The sequence below is a fragment of the Pseudomonas sp. LD120 genome (assembly GCF_009861525.1).
GTDB lineage: Bacteria > Pseudomonadota > Gammaproteobacteria > Pseudomonadales > Pseudomonadaceae > Aquipseudomonas.
Genome location: NZ_WVHL01000005.1, coordinates 2,083,043 through 2,107,431 on the forward strand (window position 1 = coordinate 2,083,043; position 24,389 = coordinate 2,107,431).

The window sequence follows — 24,389 nt, forward strand, 5'->3', positions numbered from 1 at the left end:
GAAAGTACACTTGTGCACTGAAATTTTTGTAGAGGGCCTTTTCGGCCCCCCTTCGGGTGCCTAAGACTGCCGCACTTTCGCTCATCACGCCAGTCATAGGTGTGCGAAAACAGCCTGTTACTGCACCCAGCGTTGGATAATTTGCTGCAGATCAGTGCGCTTGAATGGCTTGGCCAGGTAGTCGTTCATGCCGGCCGCGAGGCAGGCTTCACGGTCGCCCTGCAAGGCGTTGGCGGTCAGGGCGATGATCGGTAGGTCGGCGCATCCGGGTAATTGGCGGATCTGCCGAGTGGCTTCGTAGCCGTCGACCAGCGGCAGTCGGCAGTCCATCAAAATCGCTTCGAAAATCAGGCTTTCAGCGCTGCGCACCGCCTGGGCACCGTCGGTGACGATGCTCACGGTAAATCCCAGGCTACGCAGCATGGCCTGGATCACGGTCTGGTTCACCGGATTGTCCTCCACCAGTAGGACGTTGCGGCCTTCGCCCTGGTGAGCGGCCGTGTTCACTCGCGGCGCCAGCACGGGCAGGCTTTGCTGAAACAGCGCCAGGGGGATTTCCAGGGTGAACACCGAGCCCTGGCCTTCCTCGCTCTGGGCCCGCAGGGTGCCGCCCATGCGTTCAGCCAGGGTCCGGGCGATAGGCAGGCCCAGGCCCGTGCCGCCGTAGCGTCGGGAGATCGAGCTGTCGGCCTGCTGGAAGGCATCGAACATCATTTCCAGGCTGGCCGGACTGATGCCAATCCCGCTGTCGCGCACCGCGCAGGTAAACCACAGGAGTTCATGGTCCAGGGCTTGCCACTGCGCTTGGACGGTGATGCTGCCTTGCTCGGTGAACTTCAGCGCGTTGCCGATCAGGTTGACCAGAATTTGCCGGATCCGCGTCGGGTCGCCCTTGACCTGCAGCGACTCCATGCCCGGCGGTAGCCGCAGTTGCAGGTCCAGGCCGCGCTGCAGCGCGCTGTGCTGAAAGGCTTGGGCCGAACTGCTGATCAAGTCGGCAAGGTTGAACGGAATATGTTCCAGTTCCAGGGCTGAGCGCTCGATGCGTGAGAAATCGAGGATGTCGTTGATCACCTTGAGCAAGTGCTCAGTGGATTCGGAGGCCAGCGCTGCGTATTCGCTCTGTTCCCGGGTCATCTCCGTGGTTTCCAGCAACTGCAGCATGCCCAATACGCCGTTCATCGGCGTGCGCAGCTCGTGGCTCATCATTGCCAGGAAGTCCGATTTGGCCTTGTTTGCCCGTTCCGCTTCTTCCCGGGTCTGAATCAGTTGTGACATGGCTTGCTGTTGTTCGCGGCTGGCCAGTTCCAGGCCCGCGGCAAGGTTGTTGATGTGGCGCGCCAGGTTGTCCAACTCGCCATCGTCGACGATGGGCAGCGCGGTTTTGAAGTCACCGTCCTGAATGGCTTTCACCGCATGGCCCATGGCGCTGATGGGTTTGGCCAGTCCGGCCGCGAGGCGCCGGGCCAGGAGGTAGGTGAAGAGCAGCGCGAACAGGGCGAGAACGCCGGCCTTGAGGAGGATTTCCTGCTGGCGCTGATTGAAGGCGTCGTTGGACATGCCGACAATCACTCGTCCCAGGTAACCGTCGCCCTGGCTGTTCAGGCTGGCCGGATCGTTCTGCAAAAAGTCGTTGTGCACCTGTATGCGCTGCAGCCGTACCGGGGCTTGGAACACTTTGATCTGTTGGGCGTGATTGTGAGTGGCGGACGCTTGTTCGACATACACCAGGATGTTGTTGGCGCTGTCCTGGACTTCCAGAAAGTGCACATGGGGCGTCGCCAGCGTGGCTTGCAGCAGGCTTTCCAGGCCATCGTTATTGCCCGAGATCAGCCCGTATTCGGTGGCCGGCGCCAACTGGTTGGCGATCAGTTGGCCGGTGTGGTTCAGCTCCTGGCGCAGGTCCTGAATGCGCACGAAGGTAAAGAAGCTGATCAGCAGCAAGGTCAGGAGCAGGGCTGGGCCAAGGCTGATGAGCTGAGTGCGGGTATGGATGTCCCAGCGGCGCCGCAATGTCATGGGCGTTTTTCTCCTTCGCTCAACTGGCGCGCGACGGCCTCGGGGTCGATTTTTTCTATCCCCAGAGAACGTGCCACCTGTGGGTTGCTCATTACTTTGAAGGCCGCCGGGTACAGCGCCCGGGGCCAATGTACCGGTGCTTGGTCAAGCAGGTTATCCAGGGTGTGTAACCAATCCTGCTGGTCGCTGTAGGTGCTGGCCAGGCTGCCAGCCTTGACGAAGCCGGCATTGGGGCCGATCAAAGCTTGTTGCTGGGCGTAGCTGCTGAGCAGCAGGTTTTTCACGGTTTTCGGGTTGTACAGCCTGGGATCATCCAGGCCCAGTAGCACGTTGCTGTTGCGCAGCACATTTTGCAGTGGACGGCTGTCTTGGGTGCTGTCCCAGGGTTCGGCGACGATTTCCATGTCCAAGGACTGCGCTGCTGTGCGCAGTTCCTTGAGCAGAAACCGGCTGTCCCTGGTGTACAGCACCCCAACCCGACGGACTTGGGGCAAGAGGCTGCGAATCAGGCGCAGTTGACGGGGCAGCGGTGGATCGCTCCAGAGCAGGCTGAGCCGGGGGTGAGGCACGCCATGCAGGCGCAGTTCAGCCTGCAGACGGCTGACGCGCAGTACCAGGGTGGCCGGCCCCAGAGGGTCTTGCAGGCGCCAGTCCAGGCTTTGCGGGTCCAGCAGAATCAGACGTATGGCACTGGGTAATTTACCGGGCGCTGGCAACTGCGCCAGCGGCATGAAGCGCACGTGGTCCTGGGGGCGCCGGTTGGCCAGTTCCTGAGTGAAGTTGCGCAGCCCTTCGCTGTCCTCGTTGGCGATCAGCAATAGGTCGGCGGCGCGCAGCGGGGTGCACAGCAGCAAACCCAGCAGAAGCAGGCTCCAAGCGAGTCGAGTACGCCTGCGCAAGCCCCCCCGGGGCCGATGCCGGGTCATGTCAGAACTCCAGCTCTGCGCTGAAATAGACCACGTGCCTTGAGTCATACAGGTTGTCGGCGAAGGTGCTGGGCGCATGGTCGAGTCGTTGTTGCAGGGTGCCCGCCAGCTCCAGACTGGCTTTACTCAAGGCCAGGCGCTTGGCAATGCGGGTATCGACTCGCTCAAAACGGTAGCCGTTGAGTGAGTTGTCACCGTAGTAGAAGAGCGCGCTGGACCAACCCTGGCCCCAGTTGCGCAGCCAGCCGGCGGAACCGCTGTTGCTGGCGGTCAGGCGCTGGTCCAGGGGATTGCTGGCTTGGGCGCGCACGTAGGCGTAACCCAGGCGCAGGCGGTCGACGCGGCTCAATTGCCAGTCCACTTGGGTCTCGGCGCCGGAGAAGCGCGAGGCGTTGCTGTTGCTGGCGATGTATTGGTTATTGCGCAGTGGCTCGCTGATCATCCCGGTGATTTCGTCGTAGAACAATTTGACGTCGAGGTTCAGGGCCAGGTCGATGAAGTAGCCGTTGTAGCCCAGTTCCCGGGAGCGCATGTGTTCCTTGTCCAGGTTGCCGGGGCCACGGGTCTTGACGAAGTACTGGGCGCTGCTCTGGCCATTGAGCGTGGGGCTCAAGCCGGTAACCCGGTAGCTCCAGTCGACGTTGTTTTCGAACATGTCCGGGGAGCGGATGGCTTCCGAGTACACCGCTCGCAAGCCGTGGCGCGGGTTGATCAGGTAGTTGACCGCCACCCGTGGCGTCAGGGAGTGGCCGGTCAGTTGGGTGTCTTCGTACATAGCCCCGCCCTGAAGCAGCCAGTGTTCGCTGGCTTGCCATTCCAGTTGGCCAAACAAGCGCCAAGTGGTGTCGTCGAGGGTGCCGTTGAAATACGTTTCGGAATCGGCCCGGTCATAACGATAGTTCATGCCGCTGACCAGCCGCAGGTTGTCGCTGAGGCTCAGGGTGTCCTGCAGTTCCAGGTCATAGCGGGTTTCTCGGGCGCTTTGATCGATGTTGCCGCAGACGGTCTGGCTGCCGCCTTCGTTATTCCATTGTTGGAGGACCTGGCTGGCGAGTGCTTCTTCCGCAGGGGTCCCCGAGGGGGCAGTCGAATAGTGGGTTATGCGCCGCGCCAGGCGCTCGGCATAATTCGGGTTGAGTTGCCAGAGGCGGGTCAGTTCGGGGCTGAAGGAGACCGCCGCGTCACAAGCCCGCCAGGTTTGCTGGCGGTCCCAGTGCTGGGCCGAGCCCTGTATATAAAGGCTGTGCCGGGGGTTGATGTCCAGGTTCCAACGCAATGAACCAGCGTAGTCCTTGGCTACGACATCGGAGTTGTAACCTTGCGAGGTCACGCCGGCGAACACGGGGCGGTAAGTGTAGGGGCGCTGGTTGGTGCCCTCTTTGGCATTCAACTGCCAATCGATGCTCTGCTGTTCGTTGAGCATCTGGCTTACTGACAGGCTGAAGCGGTTCAAGCGTTTGCTGTCGCGGTAATCGGCGCCCACACGGTTCTTGTCGAAGCCGTCGTCTTCCTGCCCCGACAACGATAGCCGAAGGTCGCCGCTTTCCCAGCCGCTGCCTTGGCTGGCGTACCAGTCGTTGATGCCGCGTTCGCCCCGGGTCACCTTGAACCGCGTGCCGTGGCTGTTGGCGGGGGAGCGAGTAATGATATTGACCACCGCCATCAGCGCATTGGCGCCGTAGCTGACGGTGTTGGGGCCGCGAAACACCTCGATGCGCTCGATGTCTTCCATGGCCACCGGGATGTCGCTCCAGTCCACCGTGGCCAGGCCCGCGCGATACACCGAGCGTCCGTCGATCAGCACTTGCATGCGTCGGGCTTCGCTGGCGTTGGTGCCGTGGTAGTTGACTGTGGCCTGATTGCCACTGATGGCGCCGACCATCATGCCCGGCACCAGGCGCAGCAATTCGCTGATGTTCCGGGCGCCGCTGGCCTTGATCAGCTCGTTGTCGAGCACGGTCATGCTGCCGGGGACCGCGGCGGGGGACTGCTTGAGGCGGGTGGCGGTCAACACGTGTGGCAATGCGGAGCCGTCGAGAAACAGATCGTCGGCCAGCACCGACTGGCCGAACAGCATGCTCAGCAACAGTGATAGACGAAGAGTGGAGGGACCTGCGGACACGACACAGCCTTGAATGGACATGAATGGCGCGCATGTTAACCGAGCTAGTCGAGTTTTCCAGTCATTAAGCCCGACATTCCCCGACTGAACCTGCCTGTTCTCAACAAATTGGCTGAATGGCACCAGGGGCTGGTGATGAAAAAACCGCTCCGTATAATGCCGCCATCGCCATTGCTATGGATAAACGGATTGCATATGACACAACAGCGCCCTATTGCGGTCCTGGGAGGCGGAAGTTTTGGGACCGCCGTGGCCAATCTGCTGGCCGAGAACGGCCACCCGGTGCGGCAGTGGATGCGTGATCCCGAGCAGGCCGAGGCCATTCGGGTCAATCGCGAGAATCCGCGCTATCTCAAGGGCATCAAGATTCATCCCTTGGTGGAGCCGGTCACTGATCTGCTGGCCACCCTCAATGACGGCGAGCTGTGTTTCGTCGCCTTGCCTTCCAGCGCTCTGCGCTCGGTGCTGGCACCCCATGCGCAGCTGCTGAGCGGCAAGATGCTGGTCAGCCTGACGAAAGGCATCGAGGCCCAGACTTTCAAGCTGATGAGCGAAATCCTCGAGGAAATCGCGCCGCAGGCGCGGATCGGCGTGCTCTCAGGCCCTAACCTGGCCCGTGAGGTGGCCGAACATGCGTTGACCGCCACGGTGGTCGCCAGCGAAGACGACGAGCTTTGTCAGAAGGTCCAGGCCGCGCTGCATGGCCGCACCTTCCGCGTCTATGCCAGTGCCGACCGCTTCGGTGTGGAGCTGGGTGGGGCGTTGAAGAACGTTTACGCGATCATCGCCGGTATGGCGGTGGCCCTGGGCATGGGCGAAAACACCAAGAGCATGTTGATCACCCGTGCACTGGCGGAAATGACTCGCTTTGCCGTGAGCCAGGGCGCCAACCCCATGACGTTTCTCGGGTTGGCCGGCGTTGGTGACCTGATCGTCACTTGCTCCTCGCCCAAGAGCCGTAACTATCAGGTGGGCTTTGCCCTGGGCCAGGGTTTGAGCCTGGATGAGGCCGTGACCCGCCTGGGTGAAGTGGCCGAGGGCGTCAACACCCTCAAAGTGCTCAAGGCCAAGGCTCAGGAAGTGGGCGTTTATATGCCGCTGGTAGCGGGACTGCACGCGATTCTGTTTGAAGGGCGTACGCTGAATCAGGTGATTGAACTCTTGATGCGCGGCGAGCCGAAAACCGATGTCGACTTTATCTCCACTAGTGGATTCAACTGAGCAATACAGGAGCCAGACATGAACGATACGAATGGTGAAGCCAAATACGAATCCATCCTCCTGCGCGTACTGTGGATGCTGGTCTTCGTGCTGGTGTGGCAGGTGTCGCAGTTTCTTCTCGGCGCCTTGGTCCTGGTGCAGTTGATCTACCGGCTGATCTACGGCGCACCGAATGCCGGGCTGATGAACTTTGGCGACAGCCTGAGCCAGTTCCTGGCGCAGATCGGTCGTTTTGGCAGCTTCCACACCGAGCAGAAACCCTGGCCGTTTGCCGATTGGCCAACCCCGCGGCCCCCTGAAGGGGAGGCACCGCATAGCGTGCCGCCGGCGCCGCACCCGGTTCGTGATGAGGAACCCAAGCTGTGAAGTTGTGGGTGCTGCGCCATGGTCAGGCCGAGTCTCACGCGCCCACAGATGCTCAGCGTCCTCTCACGGCCCATGGCCGCGATGAAGTGCTGGGCAGCGCCGCGCAACTGATCGGCCAGCCCATCAGTGCAATCATCGCCAGCCCCTACGTGCGCGCTCAGCAGACCGCACAGTTGGTGCGCGAGGTACTGGGGTTTGCAGGAGAGGTCCGCACTGTGCCGTGGCTGACGCCGGACGCCAATCCGCTGCAGGTGCTGGAGCATCTGGACAGCGCCGACAACTTGCTGCTGGTCAGCCATCAACCCTTGGTGGGCAACCTGATCGGCCTGCTGCTGAATGGGCATCTGCATGCCCCTCAGCCTATGAACACCGCCAGTCTGGCGGAGCTGGAAGGTGACTGGCCCATGGCCGGGCTGATGACTCTCAATAGCGTCAAGCACCGCTAGAACGCCCCGGCGGCCAGGCAGTGCCTGGCCGCCGCAGGTCCGTGAGGGTGGCCGACACCCGGTTGCGCGGCGCTACATTTCTTGGCTTGCAGCCCTCCTTTGTGCGTGGAATAGTCGACCGAGCAAGTGCTTGGTTGGTGTCGCGAACAGAATAAAAACAAAGGAGCGAGTCATGGCTGCTGCTTTTCGTTTGCCGCTGCAAGTGTTCTACGAGCGCGAGGCTCGTCATCCCCTGCAACGTTTTCTGGTTCAGCCCAGTGCCGGAGGGCAGGTGCAGGCGCTGAGCTGGTTCGAGGTCGGCCAGCAGGCCCGTCGCGCCGCCCAATGGCTGCGCGAGCGCCAGTTGCCCCCGGGCAGTCACATCGCAATCATCGGCAAGAACTCCGCGCACTGGATCATCAGCGACCTGGCGATCTGGATGGCCGGGCATGTGTCGGTGCCGCTGTATCCCAACCTCACAGCCGATTCGGTGGCCCAGGTACTGGAGCATTCCGAGTCGGTCCTGGTGTTCATCGGCAAGCTCGATGACTGGTCGGGCATGGCCCCGGGGATCAGGCCCGATTTGCCCACCGTGCGCCTGCCGCTGGCCCCCGAAGGCACTTTCGACTGCACCTGGGACGATCTGCAAGGCTGTCAGCCGTTGGCTGACAGCCCCAGTCCGCCAGCCGATCAGTTGGCCACCATTATCTACACCTCTGGTACCACGGGCCTGCCCAAGGGGGTCATGCACAGCTTCGGCAACCTGGGGTTTGCCGCCAGTCACGGGGTTCAGCTCTTTGGCCTGGGTCCCGAGGACCGCCTGTTGTCGTATCTGCCGCTGTGTCATGTGGCGGAGCGCATGTTCGTCGAGATGGCCGCGATCTATACCGGGCAAACGGTTTTCTTCGCCGAAAGCCTCGATACTTTTCTGGCGGACCTGCGGCGAGCTCGGCCCACGGCACTGTTCGGCGTGCCGCGTATCTGGACCAAGTTCCAGATGGGGGTCTACGACAAGGTGCCGGCCAAGCGCCTGGACGTCCTCTTGAGCCTGCCATTGATCGGCAAGCAGGTCGGTCACAAGGTGCTTGTCGGGCTTGGGCTGGACGCCTTGCGCGTGGCCTTGTCGGGGGCGGCGCCGGTGCCCCAGACACTGTTGCACTGGTATCGCCGGCTGGGCCTTGACGTCCTAGAGGTCTACGGCATGACCGAGAGTTGCGGCTATTCCCATATCGGGCGCTCCGGGGAGCATGTGCCGGGCTGGATAGGCCGGCCCTGTCCAGGGGTTGAAGTGCGTATCGACGAGGCGGGGGAGGTCCAGGTGCGTAGCGGGGCCATCCTGCAGGGCTATTACAAGGACCCGCAGAAGACCGCCGAGACCATCACCGAGGACGGTTATTTGCGCACTGGCGACAAGGGCGAACAGGACGCTGCCGGCAATCTGCGTCTGACAGGCCGGCTCAAGGAGATCTTCAAGACCAGCAAGGGCAAGTACGTCGCCCCAGCGCCTATCGAGAATCGTTTGGCTGTGCATGCGCATATCGAACAGGTGTGCGTAGTGGGTGATGGCTTGAGCGCTCCACTGGGATTGTGCGTACTGTCGGCGGCGGGTCTGCAGGCGGCCGCTAGCAGCGCGCGAGAAGGACTGCACAGCAGCCTGGAAAGCCTTCTGGTCCAGGTCAACGACCACCTCGACAAACACGAGCGCCTGCATCGGCTGGTGGTGGTCAAGGACAGTTGGGCGGTGGAAAACGGCTTTCTGACCCCGACCCTGAAGATCAAGCGCAATGTGATCGAGGCCACCTATGGCGCCAGCTTTCAAACGTGGAGTGAGCGCGACGAAGCCGTGCTGTGGCAGGATTGATCGACAAAAAACAACCTGAAAAAGGAAGTCGTGATGAGTTTGTGGCGCACCATTCCAAACATTGAGCAACTGAACACACTTCAGAAAAACACCATCGGCGAAGTGCTGGATATTCGTTTTGAGTCCTTTGATGACGAGTCGCTGACCGCGAGCATGGTGGTCGACCATCGCACCCACCAACCCTATGGCCTGCTGCATGGCGGTGCTTCGGTGGTGTTGGCGGAAACCGTCGGCTCCATGGCCAGCTACCTGTGCATCGATACCCGCAAGTTTTATTGCGTGGGGCTTGAGATCAACGCCAATCATCTGCGGGGCTTGCGTAGCGGTCGGGTGACGGCGGTGGCCAAGGCTATCCATATCGGTCGCACGACCCATGTCTGGGACATTCGTTTGAGCAGTGATGAAGGCAAGGCCAGTTGCGTTTCGCGCCTGACCATGGCGGTGGTGCCCCTGGGGCAGACGCCGCCGGCGGCATGAAGAAACGCGGCATAGACTGAGCCTGGGTGTCAGCATTCCTGTCCGTTCCGGTCATTGCCCAGGTGCGAGGCCGTGCGGACAATGGCTGCTGGTTTGATGGATGGATGAGTCGGTATGTCGCAACAGGTATTCTTCGCTCACGCCAATGGGTTTCCCTCGGGCACTTACGGCAAGTTGTTCGCCGCCCTGGCGCCTGAATTCGAGGTGTCCCATTTGCAGCAACATGCCCACGATCCGCGTTTCCCGGTGGATGACAACTGGCGCAGTTTGGTGGATGAGTTGATCCATCATCTGCAGCAACAGGCTCAGCCGGTCTGGGGCGTTGGGCATTCGTTGGGCGGTGTGCTGCATTTGCACGCGGCGCTGCGGTGTCCGGAGTTGTACCGGGGCGTGGTGATGCTCGACTCGCCGGTGCTGACTCGGGCCGATCAGTGGGTGATCCGCGCCGCCAAGCGTTTTGGCCTTATTGACCGACTGACACCGGCCGGGCGGACCTTGGGGCGCCGCGAGGAGTTTGTCGATATGGAGTCGGCGCGCCGTTATTTCTCGCGCAAGCCCCTGTTTCGCGCGTTTGACCCGGATTGCCTGGACGCTTACCTGCAGCACGGTCTGCAACCCGTGGGGGATCGCTTGCGGCTGTGTTTTGATCCGGCCACCGAAATCAGCATTTATCGCGGCGTACCTCACACCAGCCCAGGCAGCGCGTGTCAACTCAAGGTGCCGCTGGCGGTGGTGCGTGGACAGCAAAGCCGGGTGGTGATGCGTCACCATACCCGTGTGGTGGGGCGCATGCCTCAGGGTGAATCGTTAACCATGCCCGGCGGCCATATGTTTCCCCTTGAGCGGCCCCAGGACACCGCGACTTTGCTCAAGGAGTTGTTCGCTCGTTGGCAACACCGCCTGCCACGGAGCTGTGCATGAATCACCGGGTCGAAGAAATACGCCTGAGCCTGCCGCATATCGAGTTGGCGGCCCATCTGTTCGGGCCCGAGGACGGTTTGCCGGTGATTGCCCTGCACGGCTGGCTGGACAACGCCAACAGCTTTGCGCGCTTGGCGCCCAAGCTTGAAGGTCTGCGTATTGTCGCCCTGGACATGGCCGGCCACGGCCATTCCGGGCATCGCCCTCCGGGTGCGGGCTACGCCCTGTGGGATTACGTGTATGACGTGTTGCAAGTCGCTGAGCAATTGGGCTGGAAACGGTTCGCGCTGATGGGGCATTCCCTGGGGGCGATTGTGTCTCTGATGCTGGCCGCTGCGCTGCCGGAACGGGTCAGTCACCTGGCCCTGATCGACGGAGTGATCCCGCTAACCGCCAGTGGTGAGAGCGCTGCCGAGCGCCTGGGAATGGCCCTGCAGATGCAGTTGGATCTGCAGGGCAAGCGCAAGCCGGTCTATAACACACTGGAGCGGGCTGTCGAGGCGCGCATGAAGGGACTGGTGGCGGTCAGTCGCCAAGCGGCGGAGCTCTTGGCTCAGCGGGGCCTGATGCCGGTGCCCGGTGGATACACCTGGCGCAGCGACAGTCGCCTGACCCTGGCGTCGCCGCTGCGTCTGAGCGAGGAGCAGGCGATGTCCTTCGTTCAGCGTGTCAGTTGCCCGACGCAACTGGTGGTGGCGGCCGATGGCATGCTGGTCAGGCACGACAAACTGTTACAGCGTCTACCCTTTAGCCGTGCGCAGTTGCCAGGCGGACACCATTTGCACCTCAATGACGAGACCGGTGCGGTGTTTGTCGCAGACTGTTTCAATAGGTTTTTCGCCGTTCCTTGACTTGACGGGGGCAAGTGTCGAGGCTGGGCGGGTTGAAATGGGAGAGAACCATGATAGATCTGTACACCGCTGCGACCCCCAACGGCCACAAGGTTTCTATCCTGCTTGAAGAGCTCGGGTTGCCCTACACGGTGCATGCCTTGAGTTTCGACAAGAAGGAGCAAAAGGCGCCAGCGTTTCTGAAGATCAATCCCAATGGGCGTATTCCGGCCATCGTCGACCGTGACCATGGCGATTTCCCGGTATTTGAATCCGGCGCGATCCTGGTGTATCTGGCTGAGCGCAGTGGCCAACTGCTGCCCGCCGACCCCAAGGGGCGCTCGATTGTCATGCAGTGGCTGATGTTCCAGATGGGCGGTATCGGACCCATGCAAGGGCAGGCCAACGTGTTCTTCCGCTATTTCCCGGAAAAACTTCAGGGCGCCATCGACCGCTATCAACATGAAACCCGGCGTCTGTACGAGGTGCTCGACACTCGCTTGCAACAGGTTGACTACCTGGCTGGGGACTACAGTATTGCTGACATCGCCACCTTCCCTTGGGTGCGCGGTCATGAGTGGTCTGGCGTCTCAGTCCAGGGGCTGACGGCCTTGCAACGCTGGATGGCGGCCCTTGAGGCCCGTCCAGCGGTTCAGCGCGGCTTGCAGGTTCCGCAACGCAGTGACGACGTCAGCGTCGTCAAAGGCGCCCAGGCCATGCTTATCCGATGAGAGTTTCCATGCGTTCAATCAGTGTTCTGGGCTTGTCCTTAGTGAGTTCCCTGGCATTTGCCGCCGATGTGCCGGGTAGCCATGATCTGCCCTTGGTGCCTCGTCTGACCGATGCTCGAATCGTCGACTACCGTCCGCCAGTCGCGCAAGAGCGGGTTTATCCCCTGGGTTCGGTTCGCAAGATCAGTGGCAAGTTGCGCTTTGAGGGCCAGGTCAGCGCCCGGGGCAACCTTACCGCCATCACCTATCGGCTGCCGCCGGAGCGCACGTCCAATGAGGCCTTCACCCTGGCCCGCGAAGCGTTGCAGAAGCAGGGCGCCGAGTTGCTGTTCTGGTGTCAGGCCAGAGATTGCGGCGAGAGCAGCCTGTGGGCCAATGAAGTGTTCGGTAATGCCAAGTTGTATGGCTCCGATGAGCAGCAGGCCTATCTGTTGCTGCGACTGGCGGCTCCCCAGGACAACTCTTTGGTAGCCCTGTACAGCATCACCCGGGGCAATCGCCGGGCCTACCTGCATGTTGAACAGTTCGACTCCGCTGCTCCGCTGGGGGACCTGTTGCCCACCTCGGGGACGTTGCTGCGGCAGTTGAAGGACATTGGCCAACTGGATCTGCCAAAACTGGTCGGTGATCCGGATCCGACCTGGCTTAACTTGTTGGCTCGTGGCCTGAATCTGGACACCAGCCTGCGGGTTGCCCTCACCGGCAAGCAGGCCGAAGTCTGGCGTCAGGGGCTGATCGGTCGGGGCGTGCGAGCCTCGCGGATGGAAACCGGCAGCACTGATGTGCCAGGTCTGCATTTCGAACTGCTGCGTTAAGCTGTTTCAGGCAGCCCGCGTTCGCGGGCTCGCCTACCCTTTACTGGTTATTCTTGCGCGAGACATTTCATGCTCAACAACGATCGCCTGCTGGTGCAGATCCTGCTCCTGGCGCTATTTGGTGCCAGCTTCTGGGTGATGGCGCCTTTTTGGTCGGCCCTGTTCTGGGGGGCTGTGCTGGCTTTTGCCAGTTGGCCGCTGATGCGTCTACTGACCCGCTGGCTCAACGGTCGTGAATCTTTGGCGGCGGCCTTGCTGACCTTGGGGTGGATGCTATTGGTGGCGGCGCCCCTGGTCTGGCTTGGCCTCAACCTGGCGGACCATGTGCGTGATGCCACGGCGTTCATCAAGGACGTACAGGTGGAAGGTTTGCCCGAGGCGCCCGCTTGGCTGGCCGGCCTGCCGTTTGTCGGCGAACGTCTTGTCGGGGTATGGAACAGCATCGACGAGCAGGGCGCGGCCTTGATGCAGGCGGTCAAGCCGTACCTGGGTCAAGTGGGTAACTGGTTGCTGGCCCGCAGCGCACAGATTGGTGGGGGGATTCTCGAACTGACACTGAGTATCGTCTTTGTGTTTTTCTTCTACCGCGACGGTCCGCGTCTGGCGCTGTTTGTGCGCAAGTTGCTGGAGCGCCTGATCGGCGAGCGTGCCGGCTATTACATCGAACTGGTGGCGGGCACCGTGCAACGGGTGGTGAACGGGGTGATCGGCACCGCAGCGGCCCAGGCGATTCTGGCGCTGATCGGTTTTCTGATTGCCGGCGTGCCTGGGGCCCTGGTACTGGGGATCATCACCTTCCTGCTTAGCCTGATTCCCATGGGGCCGCCGTTGGTGTGGGTGCCGGCCACGGCCTGGTTAGCCTGGAAGGGTGAATACGGCATGGCGGTATTCCTCGGAATCTGGGGCACCTTCATCATCAGCGGCGTCGATAACGTGCTCAAGCCGTACCTGATCAGTCGCGGTGGCAACCTGCCTCTGGTGATTGTCCTGCTTGGGGTATTTGGTGGCTTGATTGCTTTCGGTTTTATCGGCCTGTTCATCGGACCAACCCTGCTGGCGGTGGCCTATAGCCTGCTGCTGGACTGGAGTGCTAGCCAGGCCCGAGCCGAGGAACCGCGCTAGGACCTCGATTGCCGCTCCACGGTGGAGCGGCAATGCCCCCTGGCGGCGACGTTGGTGCCACTGCCCTGACTGTTCAGGTCGCTGGGGTTCTTGCTCAGGCAGGCCCGCATGCCGTTGTCGCTTTTTTGTGACGGTGCACTGTTCAGCTCATCCTGACTCACCGCGCCACGGCCATTGCTGTCGAGCCTGGCCGGTAGCGCTTTTGGCAATTGTTGGCCACGGTCGGCGTTGGAAGTACGGTTGCTGGAGTGGTAATGGCTCGAATGATTGCTACTGACACTAACGATCATGGGGCTCACTCCCTGCGGACGAATAGCGCCTGCGTGAGCATCGGTTTCTGCAGCCACAAGGGCGGACTTGTTTTGGGTATTCGAGGTTTTTACCCCGCGTCACACAAGGTGTTCAGGGGCGCGGCAGGTGCAGTACCGCGGTCAGACCACCGCCCGGAGTTTCCTCCAGCAGCAACTGACCACCCATGCGCTCTGCGGCTTCGCGGGCGATGGTCATGCCCAGGCCGACGCCGCCGGAGTTGCGATTGCGCGAGCCTTCGAGGCGGAAGAAGGGCTCGAACACGGCCTCGCGCTTGTCGGCGGCAATGCCTGGGCCGTGGTCGATCACCCGGATCAGCAGCCGTTGGTGATGGTCTTCCAGCGTCAGGGTCGCCTGCCCGGCATAGCGCAAGGCGTTGTCCAGCAGGTTGTTGAGGCACGACTGCAAGGCCATCGGTTGCACCAGCAGGGGCGTGCAGTGGCCTTGAGCCTGAACCTTGGCGCCCTGGTCCTGGGCGTTCTCGCACAGCGATTCCACCAGCGCTTGTACGTCCATCCATTGTTGGGCTTCGCTGGTGCGCTGTTCGTGCAGGTAGGTGAGGGTGGCATCGAGCATCTTGATCATGTCGTCCAGGTCCTGGCGCATCTGCCCTTGCAGCTTGCTGTCCTCGATTTGTTCCAGGCGCAGTTTCAGTCGTGACAGCGGGGTGCGCAGGTCATGGGAAACCGCGCCGAGCATGCGTGCACGTTGCTGGACCTGCTCACGGATACGTTTTTGCATCTGGTTGAAGGTACTGGCCGCTTGCCGTGATTCACGGGGGCCGACTTCGTCCAGGGGCGGGCTATCGAGGTTTTCGCTCAAGCGCTCGGCGGCGTCGCTCAGGCGCTGGATGGGGCGCGACAGCAGCTTGGCGCCGTACCAGGCGGCGATGATCAGCGAGATGAACTGAAACGTCAGCGGCACCAACGGACCACCGAACCACGGGCGTGGCGGGTGTCTCGGGAAATGCGCCGGCTGGCCATTATTGAGCGTCGCCGAATTGGGCGGCGGCGGTGGCGGCCCGTAATGCCGAAACCAGAAAAACGCCAGCAGGTGGGCGAGCACGATCGCGATCAGCAGGACGCCGAACAAGCGGCCGAACAGCGTATCGAAACGCCCGTGCATCAGCCGATGTCTCGGGCATCGAACAAATAGCCTTCACCGCGCACGGTCTTGATCAGTTGAGGGGATTTCGGATCATCCCCAAGCTTTTGTCGCAGGCGCGACACCAATAGATCAATGCTGCGATCAAAGGCTTCAATGGAGCGGCCACGGGCGGCGTCCAGCAACTGTTCACGGCTCAGGACCCGGCGCGGGCGCTCGATGAACACCCAGAGCAGCCGGAACTCGGCGTTGGACAGCGGCACTACCAGGCCATCGGCGCAGATCAGTTGGCGCAGGACGCTGTTCAGGCGCCAGCCGTCGAAGCGGATATTGGCTCGCTGTTCACTGCGGTCATCGCGGACCCGGCGCAGGATGGTCTGAATCCGCGCCACCAGTTCTCGGGGCTCGAAGGGCTTGGCCATGTAGTCGTCAGCCCCCAGTTCCAGGCCGATAATGCGGTCGGTAGGCTCGCAGCGGGCGGTGAGCATGAGGATTGGAATGTCCGATTCACTGCGCAGCCAGCGGCACAGCGCCAGACCATCTTCGCCTGGCAGCATCAGATCGAGCACCACCACGTCGAAGTGTTCAGCGTGCAGAGCCTGGCGCATCCCGGCGCCGTCGGCGACGCCACTGGCGTGGATATTGAAACGCGCCAGGTAGTCGATCAGCAGTTCGCGGATGGGGGCGTCGTCGTCAACGATCAGGGCCCGGGTGTTCCAGCGCTTGTCGTCGCCATTGACGGGGGCTTTGGATTCGTCGTTCTGAGGGGCTGGAGTGTTATGCATGGGAGCGATCGTCTGCCAGAGTGGCTGTCGCCCACCAACAGGCGGCGACGAAGTTGTGGCTTCAGCATAGGCGTCCGGCTCGGGGGCTGGAAGTGCTGTTCGAGGGTGCTGCGCCTGGCGAGGGTAGCGCGGGGGATTGTTGCTGGCGTGTCGTCAGTGTATCCAGGTTGATACAAAAGCGCTGCTGCCACCCGCAATTGCCGGGTGGATCGTTGATCTCAGGTGCCGTTGAGGATGAATTCCCTCTGATCGGGTCCCGGATCGGCGCGGCTTGCGCTACAATCCGCGCCGATTTCGACTTGCCTGAGAGCCCCTTCATGTCCGCCTGCCAGACTCCTATCATCGTCGCCCTGGATTTTCCCACCCGTGACGCCGCACTGAAACTGGCCGATCAGTTGGACCCGAAACTGTGCCGGGTCAAAGTCGGCAAGGAGCTGTTTACCAGCTGCGCCGCCGAGATTGTCGGGACCTTGCGCGACAAGGGTTTCGAAGTGTTCCTGGACCTGAAGTTCCACGACATTCCCAACACCACCGCCATGGCCGTCAAGGCCGCCGCGGAAATGGGCGTGTGGATGGTCAATGTGCACTGCTCCGGCGGCCTGCGCATGATGGCTGCCTGTCGCGATGTACTGGACCAGCGCAGTGGTCCCAAGCCACTGCTGATCGGTGTCACCGTGCTCACCAGCATGGAGCGTGAAGACCTGGCCGGCATCGGCCTGGACATCGAGCCCCAGGAGCAGGTGCTGCGTCTGGCCGCGCTGGCGCAGAAAGCCGGGATGGATGGCTTGGTGTGCTCGGCCCTGGAAGCCCAGGCGCTGAAGCGCGCGCATCCCTCTCTGCAACTGGTGACCCCGGGGATTCGTCCGGCGGGCAGCGCCCAGGATGATCAGCGGCGGATTCTGACGCCGCGCCAGGCCCTGGATGCGGGTTCCGATTACCTGGTGATCGGCCGTCCCATCAGCCAAGCGGCAGACCCAGCCAAGGCCCTGGCCGCGGTGGTGGCTGAACTGGCCCTGTAACCCAGACGCCTGCACTTGAACCAGCCCCGCCATCGGGGCTGGTTCGTTTTCACACCTTCAGCACCAGCTTGCCGAAGTTCTCACCGCTGAACAGTTTCATCAGTGTCTCCGGGAAGGTCTCCAGCCCTTCGACGATATCTTCTTTGCTCTTGAGCTGCCCCTTGGCCAGCCAGCCAGCCATCTCCTGGCCCGCGGCAGCAAACTGGGCGGCGTGGTCCATCACCACAAATCCCTCCATGCGTGCTCGGTTAACCAGCAGCGACAGGTAGTTGGCTGGGCCTTTGACTGCTTCTTTGTTGTTGTACTGGCTGATGGCACCGCAGATCACCACGCGGGCCTTGAAGTTCAGGCGGCTGAGCACGGCATCGAGGATGTCGCCACCCACGTTGTCGAAATACACATCGACGCCTTTTGGGCACTCGCGCTTGAGTCCGGCGTGCACGTCTTCGTTTTTGTAGTCGATGGCGCCGTCGAAGCCCAGTTCGTCGATGAGGAATTTGCACTTGTCCTGGCCGCCGGCGATGCCCACCACGCGGCAGCCCTTGATCTTGGCAATTTGCCCGGCAATGCTGCCCACCGCCCCCGCGGCGCCGGACAGCACTACCGTTTCACCGGCCTTGGGGGCGCCGACATCCAGCAGGGCAAAATAGGCGGTCATGCCGGTCATCCCCAGGGCGGAGAGGTAGCGCGGTAGCGGGGCCAGCGTGGGGTCGATCTTATAAAAACCCTTCGGCTCGCCAAGGAAATAATCCTGCACGCCCAGGGCACCGTTGACGTAATCGCCAACGGCGAAGCCCGGGTTGTTGGACGCGATCACCTGGCCCACGCCCAGGGCTCGCATGACCTCGCCGATGCCCACCGGCGGGATGTAGGACTTGCCTTCATTCATCCAGCCACGCATGGCTGGGTCCAGGGACAGGTATTGATTTTTCACCAGGACTTGCCCAGCCGTCGGCTCGCCCACCGCCACCTGCTGGTAGGTGAAGGTGTCGCGGGTGGCTGCGCCGACGGGGCGCTTGGCAAGCAGGAACTGGCGATTGGTCAGGGAAGTCATGGCTGGTACTCAAGGGGCAAAAGAAGCCTTAGTTGATAGACCCTCGAGTCTGTGGCTGCAAGGCTTGCTGGTCCAGCGAATGGCGGTCAATCCAGAGCAGTGATGAATACCCTGGTGCTTTTATCAACCGGATGCATAAGAACCCAACCGGCCTTTTGATAGTGCTGACGCGTTTACACCCGGCTGTGGCTAGATGGGTTCGGGTAGTTGACCCGTACTTCATCGAGGAACTGAGCACATGAGCATGACGTTTTCCGGCCAGGTGGCCCTGGTAACCGGCGCGGCCAATGGCATCGGCCGGGCGACGGCCCAGGCATTCGCCGCAGAAGGTTTGAAGGTGGTGGTGGCGGATCTGGATGTCGCTGCAGGCGAGGACACGGTTGCCCTGATCCGCGCGGCGGGGGGCGAGGCACTGTTCGTACCTTGCAACGTCACTTTGGAGGCTGATGTGCAGAACCTCATGGCTCGGACCATTGAGGCGTATGGCCGCTTGGACTATGCCTTCAACAACGCCGGGATCGAGATCGAGCAGGGCCGGTTGGCCGAGGGCTCCCTGGATGAGTTCGACGCCATCATGGGAGTCAACGTCAAAGGGGTCTGGCTGTGCATGAAGTATCAGCTACCGCTGCTGCTCGCCCAGGGCGCTGGAGCCATCGTCAATACCGCCTCGGTGGCGGGCTTGGGCGCGGCACCGAAGATGAGCATCTATGCGGCGTCCAAGCACGCGGTGATTGGCTTGACCAAGTCTGCGGCCATCGAGTACGCCAAGAAAAGGATCCGAGTCAACGCGGTGTGTCCGGCGGTGATCGACACCGACATGTTCCGGCGGGCCTATGAGGCCGATCCGAAGAAGGCTGAGTTCGCCGCGGCGATGCACCCGGTAGGCCGTATCGGCAAGGTTGAAGAGGTTGCCAGCGCGGTGCTCTACCTGTGTTGCGATGGTGCGGCTTTTACCACCGGCCACGCATTGACCGTCGACGGGGGCGCCACGGCGATCTGAGGGGGGGAACCTCCGCTGGCTCGTGCCAGCGGAGGCTTGTGGAATCGACCTTGAGTGTCCTGAAAACGACCTGCGCGTAGCTTTTTGCCATTATTCCGACGTCGGAGGCTTGTGCGCCGGTACACGCCGTTGCGACCCTTCATGCAGACAAAATGGCCCTATTGCCATTGGGGATTGGAAGGGGACTGCGCATCATGACTTCGGCCGCGAGTGGACGTTTTGCCAACCTGAGCATGGCAAAGAAACTGGGTATCGGGTTTGCCCTGGTGCTGCTCTTGACGGCTCTGGTGGCCGGTATCGGTGTCTGGTCACTGCAGACCATCAGCGTGCGTTTCGAAGGCCTCAAGCAGATGTCGGCGCTTAACAGCGGCGTACTCAAGGTCCGCTTGCTGGAGCAGGGCTACGCGCTGCACGGTGACAACAAGAGCGTGGACGCCCTGCATGAAAGCCTGGATGGCTTGGTGGCGCTGGCTCAGCAGCTCAAGGACTTGTATCCGGCGAACCAGACGGCCATGGCCGATGTCGAGCTGGCGCTCGGCGACTATCGCAAGGCCTTCGATGAGTTCGTTGAACTGACCCAGACCAAGGAGCTGGCGCTGGAGATGGCCAGTTGGTCGGTGTCCAGTGTGGCCAATAACCTGGATGTGCTTCAGGCGGGGCTGGCAGATGACGGGACCTACACGCTCAAGGAGTCCCAGGGCAACGATGGCGCAGCGTTCATCGAGCAGGCCAATCAGATCAGTCAGGTCTCGCGCCTGATGCTCCAGGCCATGAACGAAGCCCGGGTGCGCCTGGACCAGAACCGCAAAGGCGACGATCAGGCCTCCGCTGAACAGGGCAAGATCGAACAGGCCGAGCAAGCCCTGGCGCAGGTCGAACAGTTGAAGGCCGAGGTCAAGGATGCGGGCTATCAAACGGTCCTCAACGAAGTGGCGGGCCATATCGGCAATTTCAGCGAGAAACTCAACGAGTACACCGGCCTGCTGGCCCAAGAGAAGCAGGTCTATCAAACGCTGAATCAACGTGCTGCACAGGTGATGGAGCGGGTCGATCAGGCGTATGCCGCCCAAGACCGCGCCATGCAGGGCGAACTGGACAAGAACTCCCTGTTGATCATTGGCTCTTCGGCCCTGGCCCTGTTGGTGGGGTTGTTGGCGGCTCTGAGCATCACTCGGTTGGTTGTCCGTCCGCTGCGCAGCGTGATGCAGGTGGCCCAGCAGATCGCCGCAGGGGACTTGACCACCAGCGTGGCGGTCACCCGGCGCGACGAGATCGGTCAGTTGATGCAGGCGATGCAGCAGATGGGCACTGGCCTGAGCGGTATCGTCAGCGGCTTGCAGGCCGGGATCGAGCAGTTGGCCGGCTCGGCCCAGTCACTGTCTTCGGTGACCGAGCAGACCAACCTCGAAGTCAGCACCCAGAAAGAAGAAACCGAACAAGTGGCCACCGCCATGAACCAGATGACCGCTACGGTGCACGATGTGGCGCGCAACGCCGAGCAAGCCGCCCAGGCTGCCCAGGCTGCCGATGACAAGGTGGAGAGTGGCCAGCAGGTGGTGCGCCAGAGCATGCGGCGGATCGAGCAGTTGGCGGATTCCGCGAGCCGTGCCAGTAGTGGCATTGAGAGCCTGAGTGCGGAGATCGATAACATCGGCAGCGTGCTGGATGTGATCAAGAGCGTGGCCGAACAGACCAACCTGCTGGCCCTCAATGCCGCCATCGAAGCTGCGCGGGCCGGGGAGCAGGGTAGGGGCTTCGCGGTGGTGGCGGATGAAGTGCGAGCTTTGGCGAAACGCACCCAGCAGTCCACCGAGGAGATCTCGCGACTGGTGACCGCCTTGCATACCGCTGCCGATTCATCGGTGCAGCAGATTCAGAGCAGTGGTGAGTTGGTGAAGCAGGCGGTCAGTGATGCCCTGCAGACCGAAAGTGCTCTGGGCAGTATTGCCGCGGCGGTGTCATTGATCCAGCAGATGAACCAGCAGATCGCTGCGGCCGCCGAGCAGCAGAGTTCGGTGGCCGAAGAGATCAATCGCAGTGTCACCAGCATTCGCGCCAGCGCCGATCAGTCTTCATTGGCCATGCAGGGCAATGCGGCGTCGAGCATTGAACTGGCGCAGTTGGGCGTGGAATTGAAGGGGATGGTGGGGCATTTCCGCCTATAGCGGCGAAAAGGGCATAGCGGTATCGAACCCTTGCCCGGCGCTGGATGCGTCGGGCAAGGGGTGTTCATGTCAGTCGTAGATGGCTTTCTTCTTCCAGTCGGCGTCGGCTTCCACGGTCTTGAGGCCTTGGGTCAGCTCATTGACTTCGTCTGGAGCCTGCTCAAGGGTGGACAGCACCATGGAGTTGGCGCGGACCAAGAGTTTATCCAAGTACTCCAGTTGCTCCTTGTAGACGGCAGGGTCGGGCTGTTTACGCAGGTATTGCACACCGCGCTCGAAAGCCAGGCGGGCCTGTCCCGGCTGATTTTGTTGCAAGGCATGCTGCCCCAGGTTGTTGAAGAACTCGATGTGCAACAGCACCAGGATGTGACGGATCTCCTTGATCCAACGCTTGGCTTCGTTGGCTTGCAGGAAGCCGTCGTGGGCGGCGCGTGTCACCTGGCCGTGCATGGCCTCCAAGAGGAAGCGTACGTCCTTGGCCTTGGCTTCGGTCTGAATCGGCGCCGGCGGGTTGTTCACTGGAATCGATTCGCCCTGGCCGACCAAGGTGTTGAGCTCGGCAAGACGGGTCTTGAGGGCGGCGTCTGACTTGTCGAGGTTGAGCATGCGCTGAACAACGTTAAGTTCCAGGCGGGTCAGCAACAGTTTGAGGGCCGGGGACATGAACTGGCCGGGGAAGGTTTCGGTGATTTCGCCACAGCGGCGCAGGCGATCATTGAGTTCGATCTTGGTGCGGGACTTTTCCAGTTTGTTGTTTTCCACCACATGGTTCATGTAGCCAATGGCGATCAATAGTGCGATCCCGGCTATTACCAGCAGGGTGATCATGAGTGGTGTCACCGTTAAAACCTCGTTGTAGAGTTCGCGTGCGAGTTTAGTGGCTTGGCATTTCGACGCATAGCGTCGCTCGACGAGCCGGGCATGAGTCGTACTGCTTATATAGGTATAGAACCGTCAGGGGTATCTGGAGATTCAAATTGATATCGCCGGTCGCGGGACTATAACGCCTTGTCGAGTGCCAGAATATAGGCGCCAAAGCCCGGACGGCAGAAAACCCTGAAGTGGGCCTTAAACCGTCGCGAAGTCATTGATTTAAATAAATTTATATCAGGGGGTTGACGACCTCTCAAAGCATCCATAGAATGCGCGCCACTTGCAGCGTAAAGCACACAGCAAAACGCGGCAGGGAGTGAATGTTGTAGCGTGTCCCCTTCGTCTAGTGGCCTAGGACACCGCCCTTTCACGGCGGTAACAGGGGTTCGAGTCCCCTAGGGGACGCCAATGCGGGAATAGCTCAGTTGGTAGAGCACGACCTTGCCAAGGTCGGGGTCGCGAGTTCGAGTCTCGTTTCCCGCTCCAATTTTAAACGGCACTGCTTTAGGGCGGTGCTGAGTGAAACCAGAACCAAGCCTTCGGGTGCGGATCTGGACACCGAAACACACACCATGTGTTCCGGGTAGCGTGTCCCCTTCGTCTAGTGGCCTAGGACACCGCCCTTTCACGGCGGTAACAGGGGTTCGAGTCCCCTAGGGGACGCCATTTGCGGGAATAGCTCAGTTGGTAGAGCACGACCTTGCCAAGGTCGGGGTCGCGAGTTCGAGTCTCGTTTCCCGCTCCAAATTCACAAAAGCGCCGCTCATTGAGCGGCGTTTTTGTTTGTCTGCGATTTAAGTCTCGATTTTCTTGGCAATTGAAAAAGACCCGCCAGTCTGACTGTGCGGGCCTGTGTCGTTGACTCGGCTATTACAGCGATAGCAGCAGCCGCCCGGCAAACAACACCAGGATCAGCCCCATGCAGCGTTCGAACCAGTGCCCCAGGCGCATGAACAGCAGGCGTACCCGGGGGCTGGAAAAGAACAGCGCGACGATAACGAACCACAGCGCGTTCACCAGGCACATCCAGGCGCCATATGAAGCCTGAATGCTCAAGGGGGTGGTTGCGCTGACCAGGGTGGTGAAGATCGCCAGGAAAAACAGCGTTGCCTTGGGGTTGGTGGCGTTGGTCAGAAAGCCCGTGCTAAAGGCGCGCAGCAATGTTTGTCGCGGTTCGTCTTGCGCTGTCTCGCCTGGGACTGTGCTCTTGGCTTGGCTGCGTAGCAGGCTGATGCCCAAGTAAAGAATGTAGGCGCCCCCTAGCAGTTTGGCGGCGCTTAGCAACCAGGGTGTGGCGTGCATCAGGGCGCCGACTCCCAGCAAGGTGTAAAGCACGTGCACCGAAATGCCGGCGCCTATGCCCAGGGCGGTGCAGACGCCAGTCAGCCGGCCAAAGCGCACGCTCTGGCGGATGGTGACGGCAAAGTCCGGCCCTGGTGCGACCACCGCAAGAAAGTGAACCACGGCCAGGGTGAGAAACTCACCAAGATAATGGGGTGGCATGTTGCCTCCGTTCCGCAGGGAAGATGAGTGTTTCAGTCGAGGCTGTAGTTGACCGAGAGCGTGCCTTTTTTTTCCGAGACCGAGTTGATGCTCACCGGTCCCAGCTCTTGCAATTGATGCACGTGCGTACCGCCGCAGCCATAGGCCGGCAATTGGCCAAAGCGGACCTGGCGTGTTCCGGATTCCATGGTGATGTGCCGCTCCAGGTTCGCGCCGATCCATTGTTCGAGGGCCCTCTGCACTTGGATGCGGTCGACGGCCTGGGGGCGCTCTCCCGGCTTGAATGACACTCGGCCCTCTCCCGGCCAGTGGTGGGCCTTGATCGGCGTCCAGCCCAGGCTTTGTACGAAGTGACCGATCAAATGCCCGGCCGAATGCATGCGGCTATTGAGCCGGCGCCGTTTCTCATCCACTCGCGCCTCCTGCAGGCCCAGCTGCAGAGGTTGCGGTAGGTAGTGCACGATCTGTTGTCCTTCTTGCGTCACGCGCAGTACCTGCGCTTCGCCGATCCAGCCGGTGTCGCTGGGTTGGCCGCCGCCTTGAGGGTGAAACGGCGTCGCGTGCAGGGTCGCGGCGAACAGCTCGTCATGCGGCTGGCAAGTCAGGACTTCTACGGGGGCGATCAGTTGATCGTCTTGGTAATACAGGTGAAGCGTCATTTCTCAAGCCTTGGATTTAAGTGTTTTTCCATTATGTGGCTTGCGTAATTGCGTGATAATCCGTCCCAAACTCAATGGACTT

23 protein-coding genes, 4 tRNA genes and 1 pseudogene are annotated in these 24,389 nt (G+C 61.4%); 18 read left to right on the forward strand and 10 right to left on the reverse strand.

The genetic code is table 11. The features are described 5' to 3' along the window. Nucleotides 1-117: 117 nt before the first annotated feature. From PLD_RS23850 to PLD_RS23860, 3 genes are read right to left on the reverse strand one after another with little or no spacing between them, the layout of a single operon-like run. Nucleotides 118-2,019 carry an ATP-binding protein gene (locus tag PLD_RS23850; RefSeq protein WP_159897136.1) on the reverse strand — a complete coding sequence of 634 codons (1,902 nt, stop codon included), beginning with the start codon at nt 2,017-2,019 and terminating at the stop codon, nt 118-120. Further along, the gene (locus tag PLD_RS23855) at nt 2,016-2,945 is read right to left on the reverse strand and encodes an ABC transporter substrate-binding protein (protein WP_159897138.1); all 930 of its coding nucleotides are present in this window, start codon (nt 2,943-2,945) and stop codon (nt 2,016-2,018) included. The genes PLD_RS23850 and PLD_RS23855 overlap by 4 nt, the downstream gene beginning before the upstream one ends. A 1-nt stretch (nt 2,946) precedes the next feature. Further along, on the reverse strand, nt 2,947-5,067 hold the full coding sequence (locus PLD_RS23860; RefSeq protein ID WP_159897140.1) for a TonB-dependent siderophore receptor: 2,121 nt from the start codon (nt 5,065-5,067) through the stop codon (nt 2,947-2,949). Between the two features lie 195 nt (nt 5,068-5,262). Here PLD_RS23860 and PLD_RS23865 point away from each other — a divergent pair, with 195 nt between their 5' ends. The 10 genes from PLD_RS23865 to PLD_RS23910 all read left to right on the forward strand — a co-directional run bounded on the left by PLD_RS23865 (nt 5,263) and on the right by PLD_RS23910 (nt 13,836). Then, nucleotides 5,263-6,288: an NAD(P)H-dependent glycerol-3-phosphate dehydrogenase gene (locus PLD_RS23865; RefSeq protein ID WP_159897142.1), complete on the forward strand. Its 1,026-nt coding sequence runs from the start codon at nt 5,263-5,265 to the stop codon at nt 6,286-6,288. Between the two features lie 18 nt (nt 6,289-6,306). Further along, nucleotides 6,307-6,654: a DUF4389 domain-containing protein gene (locus PLD_RS23870; RefSeq protein WP_159897144.1), complete on the forward strand. Its 348-nt coding sequence runs from the start codon at nt 6,307-6,309 to the stop codon at nt 6,652-6,654. After that, complete coding sequence (sixA, locus tag PLD_RS23875) at nt 6,651-7,100, forward strand: phosphohistidine phosphatase SixA (protein ID WP_159897146.1); 450 nt, start codon at nt 6,651-6,653, stop codon at nt 7,098-7,100. The genes PLD_RS23870 and sixA overlap by 4 nt, the downstream gene beginning before the upstream one ends. A gap of 172 nt (nt 7,101-7,272) precedes the next feature. Further along, nucleotides 7,273-8,940: an AMP-binding protein gene (locus PLD_RS23880; RefSeq protein ID WP_159897148.1), complete on the forward strand. Its 1,668-nt coding sequence runs from the start codon at nt 7,273-7,275 to the stop codon at nt 8,938-8,940. A gap of 33 nt (nt 8,941-8,973) precedes the next feature. After that, entirely contained in the window at nt 8,974-9,417 is a 444-nt protein-coding gene (locus PLD_RS23885) for a hotdog fold thioesterase (protein ID WP_159897150.1), read from the forward strand. Nucleotides 9,418-9,531: 114 nt separating this feature from the next. Next, the gene (locus PLD_RS23890; RefSeq protein WP_159897152.1) at nt 9,532-10,338 is read left to right on the forward strand and encodes an alpha/beta fold hydrolase; all 807 of its coding nucleotides are present in this window, start codon (nt 9,532-9,534) and stop codon (nt 10,336-10,338) included. Further along, nucleotides 10,335-11,189 carry an alpha/beta hydrolase gene (locus PLD_RS23895; protein WP_159897154.1) on the forward strand — a complete coding sequence of 285 codons (855 nt, stop codon included), beginning with the start codon at nt 10,335-10,337 and terminating at the stop codon, nt 11,187-11,189. The genes PLD_RS23890 and PLD_RS23895 overlap by 4 nt, the downstream gene beginning before the upstream one ends. 50 nt (nt 11,190-11,239) lie before the next feature. After that, the gene (locus tag PLD_RS23900) at nt 11,240-11,899 is read left to right on the forward strand and encodes a glutathione S-transferase family protein (protein ID WP_159897156.1); all 660 of its coding nucleotides are present in this window, start codon (nt 11,240-11,242) and stop codon (nt 11,897-11,899) included. Between the two features lie 8 nt (nt 11,900-11,907). Further along, the gene (locus PLD_RS23905; RefSeq protein ID WP_178116203.1) at nt 11,908-12,714 is read left to right on the forward strand and encodes a DUF4892 domain-containing protein; all 807 of its coding nucleotides are present in this window, start codon (nt 11,908-11,910) and stop codon (nt 12,712-12,714) included. Nucleotides 12,715-12,783: 69 nt separating this feature from the next. Next, on the forward strand, nt 12,784-13,836 hold the full coding sequence (locus PLD_RS23910) for an AI-2E family transporter (RefSeq protein WP_159897160.1): 1,053 nt from the start codon (nt 12,784-12,786) through the stop codon (nt 13,834-13,836). Here the strand turns inward: PLD_RS23910 and PLD_RS23915 are convergent. The 3 genes from PLD_RS23915 to PLD_RS23925 form a co-directional block, all read right to left on the reverse strand. Then, nucleotides 13,833-14,126 carry a hypothetical protein gene (locus PLD_RS23915; RefSeq protein WP_159897162.1) on the reverse strand — a complete coding sequence of 98 codons (294 nt, stop codon included), beginning with the start codon at nt 14,124-14,126 and terminating at the stop codon, nt 13,833-13,835. The two genes, PLD_RS23910 and PLD_RS23915, sit on opposite strands and share 4 nt — an antisense overlap. A 112-nt stretch (nt 14,127-14,238) precedes the next feature. Continuing rightward, entirely contained in the window at nt 14,239-15,270 is a 1,032-nt protein-coding gene (locus tag PLD_RS23920) for a HAMP domain-containing sensor histidine kinase (protein WP_159897164.1), read from the reverse strand. Then, nucleotides 15,270-16,034 carry a response regulator gene (locus PLD_RS23925; RefSeq protein WP_159897166.1) on the reverse strand — a complete coding sequence of 255 codons (765 nt, stop codon included), beginning with the start codon at nt 16,032-16,034 and terminating at the stop codon, nt 15,270-15,272. Before PLD_RS23925 ends, PLD_RS23920 begins: the two co-directional genes overlap by 1 nt. A 317-nt stretch (nt 16,035-16,351) precedes the next feature. On the opposite strand from PLD_RS23925, the gene pyrF reads away from it, so the two are divergent. Next, a complete protein-coding gene (pyrF, locus tag PLD_RS23930; protein WP_178116204.1) occupies nt 16,352-17,053 on the forward strand; it encodes an orotidine-5'-phosphate decarboxylase in 702 nt (233 codons plus the stop codon). 49 nt (nt 17,054-17,102) lie between these two features. Here the strand turns inward: pyrF and PLD_RS23935 are convergent, their stop codons facing one another. Then, nucleotides 17,103-18,107, reverse strand: coding sequence for an NADP-dependent oxidoreductase (locus tag PLD_RS23935; RefSeq protein ID WP_159897168.1), 1,005 nt, complete (start codon nt 18,105-18,107; stop codon nt 17,103-17,105). Nucleotides 18,108-18,345: 238 nt separating this feature from the next. On the opposite strand from PLD_RS23935, the gene PLD_RS23940 reads away from it, so the two are divergent. The 3 genes and pseudogenes from PLD_RS23940 (at nt 18,346) to PLD_RS31300 (ending at nt 21,272) form a co-directional block, all read left to right on the forward strand. Beyond that, complete coding sequence (locus PLD_RS23940) at nt 18,346-19,107, forward strand: SDR family oxidoreductase (protein WP_159897170.1); 762 nt, start codon at nt 18,346-18,348, stop codon at nt 19,105-19,107. Between the two features lie 1,079 nt (nt 19,108-20,186). Continuing rightward, nucleotides 20,187-20,411: pseudogene (locus tag PLD_RS31295) on the forward strand (HAMP domain-containing protein); the annotation flags it as partial. Then, complete coding sequence (locus PLD_RS31300) at nt 20,409-21,272, forward strand: methyl-accepting chemotaxis protein (protein ID WP_371929102.1); 864 nt, start codon at nt 20,409-20,411, stop codon at nt 21,270-21,272. The pseudogene PLD_RS31295 and the gene PLD_RS31300, both read left to right, overlap by 3 nt. Nucleotides 21,273-21,341: 69 nt before the next feature. Here the strand turns inward: PLD_RS31300 and PLD_RS23950 are convergent, their stop codons facing one another. Continuing rightward, complete coding sequence (locus tag PLD_RS23950; protein ID WP_159897174.1) at nt 21,342-22,112, reverse strand: hypothetical protein; 771 nt, start codon at nt 22,110-22,112, stop codon at nt 21,342-21,344. A gap of 365 nt (nt 22,113-22,477) precedes the next feature. On the opposite strand from PLD_RS23950, the gene PLD_RS23955 reads away from it, so the two are divergent. The 4 genes from PLD_RS23955 (at nt 22,478) to PLD_RS23970 (ending at nt 22,890) form a co-directional block, all read left to right on the forward strand. Next, nucleotides 22,478-22,553, forward strand: a tRNA-Glu gene (locus tag PLD_RS23955). 2 nt (nt 22,554-22,555) lie between these two features. Continuing rightward, nucleotides 22,556-22,631, forward strand: a tRNA-Gly gene (locus tag PLD_RS23960). Between the two features lie 104 nt (nt 22,632-22,735). Beyond that, a tRNA-Glu gene (locus PLD_RS23965) sits at nt 22,736-22,811 on the forward strand. Between the two features lie 3 nt (nt 22,812-22,814). After that, nucleotides 22,815-22,890: transfer RNA gene (locus PLD_RS23970), tRNA-Gly, on the forward strand. A 125-nt stretch (nt 22,891-23,015) separates the two neighbouring features. Here PLD_RS23970 and PLD_RS23975 read toward each other — a convergent pair. Together PLD_RS23975 and PLD_RS23980 are read right to left on the reverse strand one after the other, a co-directional pair. After that, the gene (locus PLD_RS23975; RefSeq protein WP_159897176.1) at nt 23,016-23,648 is read right to left on the reverse strand and encodes a LysE family translocator; all 633 of its coding nucleotides are present in this window, start codon (nt 23,646-23,648) and stop codon (nt 23,016-23,018) included. Between the two features lie 32 nt (nt 23,649-23,680). Then, on the reverse strand, nt 23,681-24,307 hold the full coding sequence (locus tag PLD_RS23980; protein WP_159897178.1) for an alanyl-tRNA editing protein: 627 nt from the start codon (nt 24,305-24,307) through the stop codon (nt 23,681-23,683). Nucleotides 24,308-24,389: the final 82 nt, after the last annotated feature.

What these genes read in the sequence shown, in the direction of transcription:
- PLD_RS23940 (WP_159897170.1), top strand. Translation starts at nt 18,346, where the DNA reads ATGAGCATGACGTTTTCCGGCCAGGTGGCCCTGGTAACCGGCGCGGCC.
- PLD_RS23935 (WP_159897168.1), bottom strand. Translation starts at nt 18,107, where the DNA reads ATGACTTCCCTGACCAATCGCCAGTTCCTGCTTGCCAAGCGCCCCGTC.
- PLD_RS23890 (WP_159897152.1), top strand. Translation starts at nt 9,532, where the DNA reads ATGTCGCAACAGGTATTCTTCGCTCACGCCAATGGGTTTCCCTCGGGC.
- PLD_RS23850 (WP_159897136.1), bottom strand. Translation starts at nt 2,019, where the DNA reads ATGACATTGCGGCGCCGCTGGGACATCCATACCCGCACTCAGCTCATC.
- PLD_RS31300 (WP_371929102.1), top strand. Translation starts at nt 20,409, where the DNA reads ATGGGCACTGGCCTGAGCGGTATCGTCAGCGGCTTGCAGGCCGGGATC.
- PLD_RS23925 (WP_159897166.1), bottom strand. Translation starts at nt 16,034, where the DNA reads ATGCATAACACTCCAGCCCCTCAGAACGACGAATCCAAAGCCCCCGTC.
- PLD_RS23975 (WP_159897176.1), bottom strand. Translation starts at nt 23,648, where the DNA reads ATGCCACCCCATTATCTTGGTGAGTTTCTCACCCTGGCCGTGGTTCAC.
- PLD_RS23900 (WP_159897156.1), top strand. Translation starts at nt 11,240, where the DNA reads ATGATAGATCTGTACACCGCTGCGACCCCCAACGGCCACAAGGTTTCT.
- PLD_RS23920 (WP_159897164.1), bottom strand. Translation starts at nt 15,270, where the DNA reads ATGCACGGGCGTTTCGATACGCTGTTCGGCCGCTTGTTCGGCGTCCTG.
- PLD_RS23885 (WP_159897150.1), top strand. Translation starts at nt 8,974, where the DNA reads ATGAGTTTGTGGCGCACCATTCCAAACATTGAGCAACTGAACACACTT.
- PLD_RS23915 (WP_159897162.1), bottom strand. Translation starts at nt 14,126, where the DNA reads ATGATCGTTAGTGTCAGTAGCAATCATTCGAGCCATTACCACTCCAGC.
- PLD_RS23855 (WP_159897138.1), bottom strand. Translation starts at nt 2,945, where the DNA reads ATGACCCGGCATCGGCCCCGGGGGGGCTTGCGCAGGCGTACTCGACTC.
- PLD_RS23895 (WP_159897154.1), top strand. Translation starts at nt 10,335, where the DNA reads ATGAATCACCGGGTCGAAGAAATACGCCTGAGCCTGCCGCATATCGAG.
- PLD_RS23910 (WP_159897160.1), top strand. Translation starts at nt 12,784, where the DNA reads ATGCTCAACAACGATCGCCTGCTGGTGCAGATCCTGCTCCTGGCGCTA.
- PLD_RS23980 (WP_159897178.1), bottom strand. Translation starts at nt 24,307, where the DNA reads ATGACGCTTCACCTGTATTACCAAGACGATCAACTGATCGCCCCCGTA.
- PLD_RS23905 (WP_178116203.1), top strand. Translation starts at nt 11,908, where the DNA reads ATGCGTTCAATCAGTGTTCTGGGCTTGTCCTTAGTGAGTTCCCTGGCA.
- PLD_RS23880 (WP_159897148.1), top strand. Translation starts at nt 7,273, where the DNA reads ATGGCTGCTGCTTTTCGTTTGCCGCTGCAAGTGTTCTACGAGCGCGAG.
- pyrF (WP_178116204.1), top strand. Translation starts at nt 16,352, where the DNA reads ATGTCCGCCTGCCAGACTCCTATCATCGTCGCCCTGGATTTTCCCACC.
- PLD_RS23865 (WP_159897142.1), top strand. Translation starts at nt 5,263, where the DNA reads ATGACACAACAGCGCCCTATTGCGGTCCTGGGAGGCGGAAGTTTTGGG.
- PLD_RS23870 (WP_159897144.1), top strand. Translation starts at nt 6,307, where the DNA reads ATGAACGATACGAATGGTGAAGCCAAATACGAATCCATCCTCCTGCGC.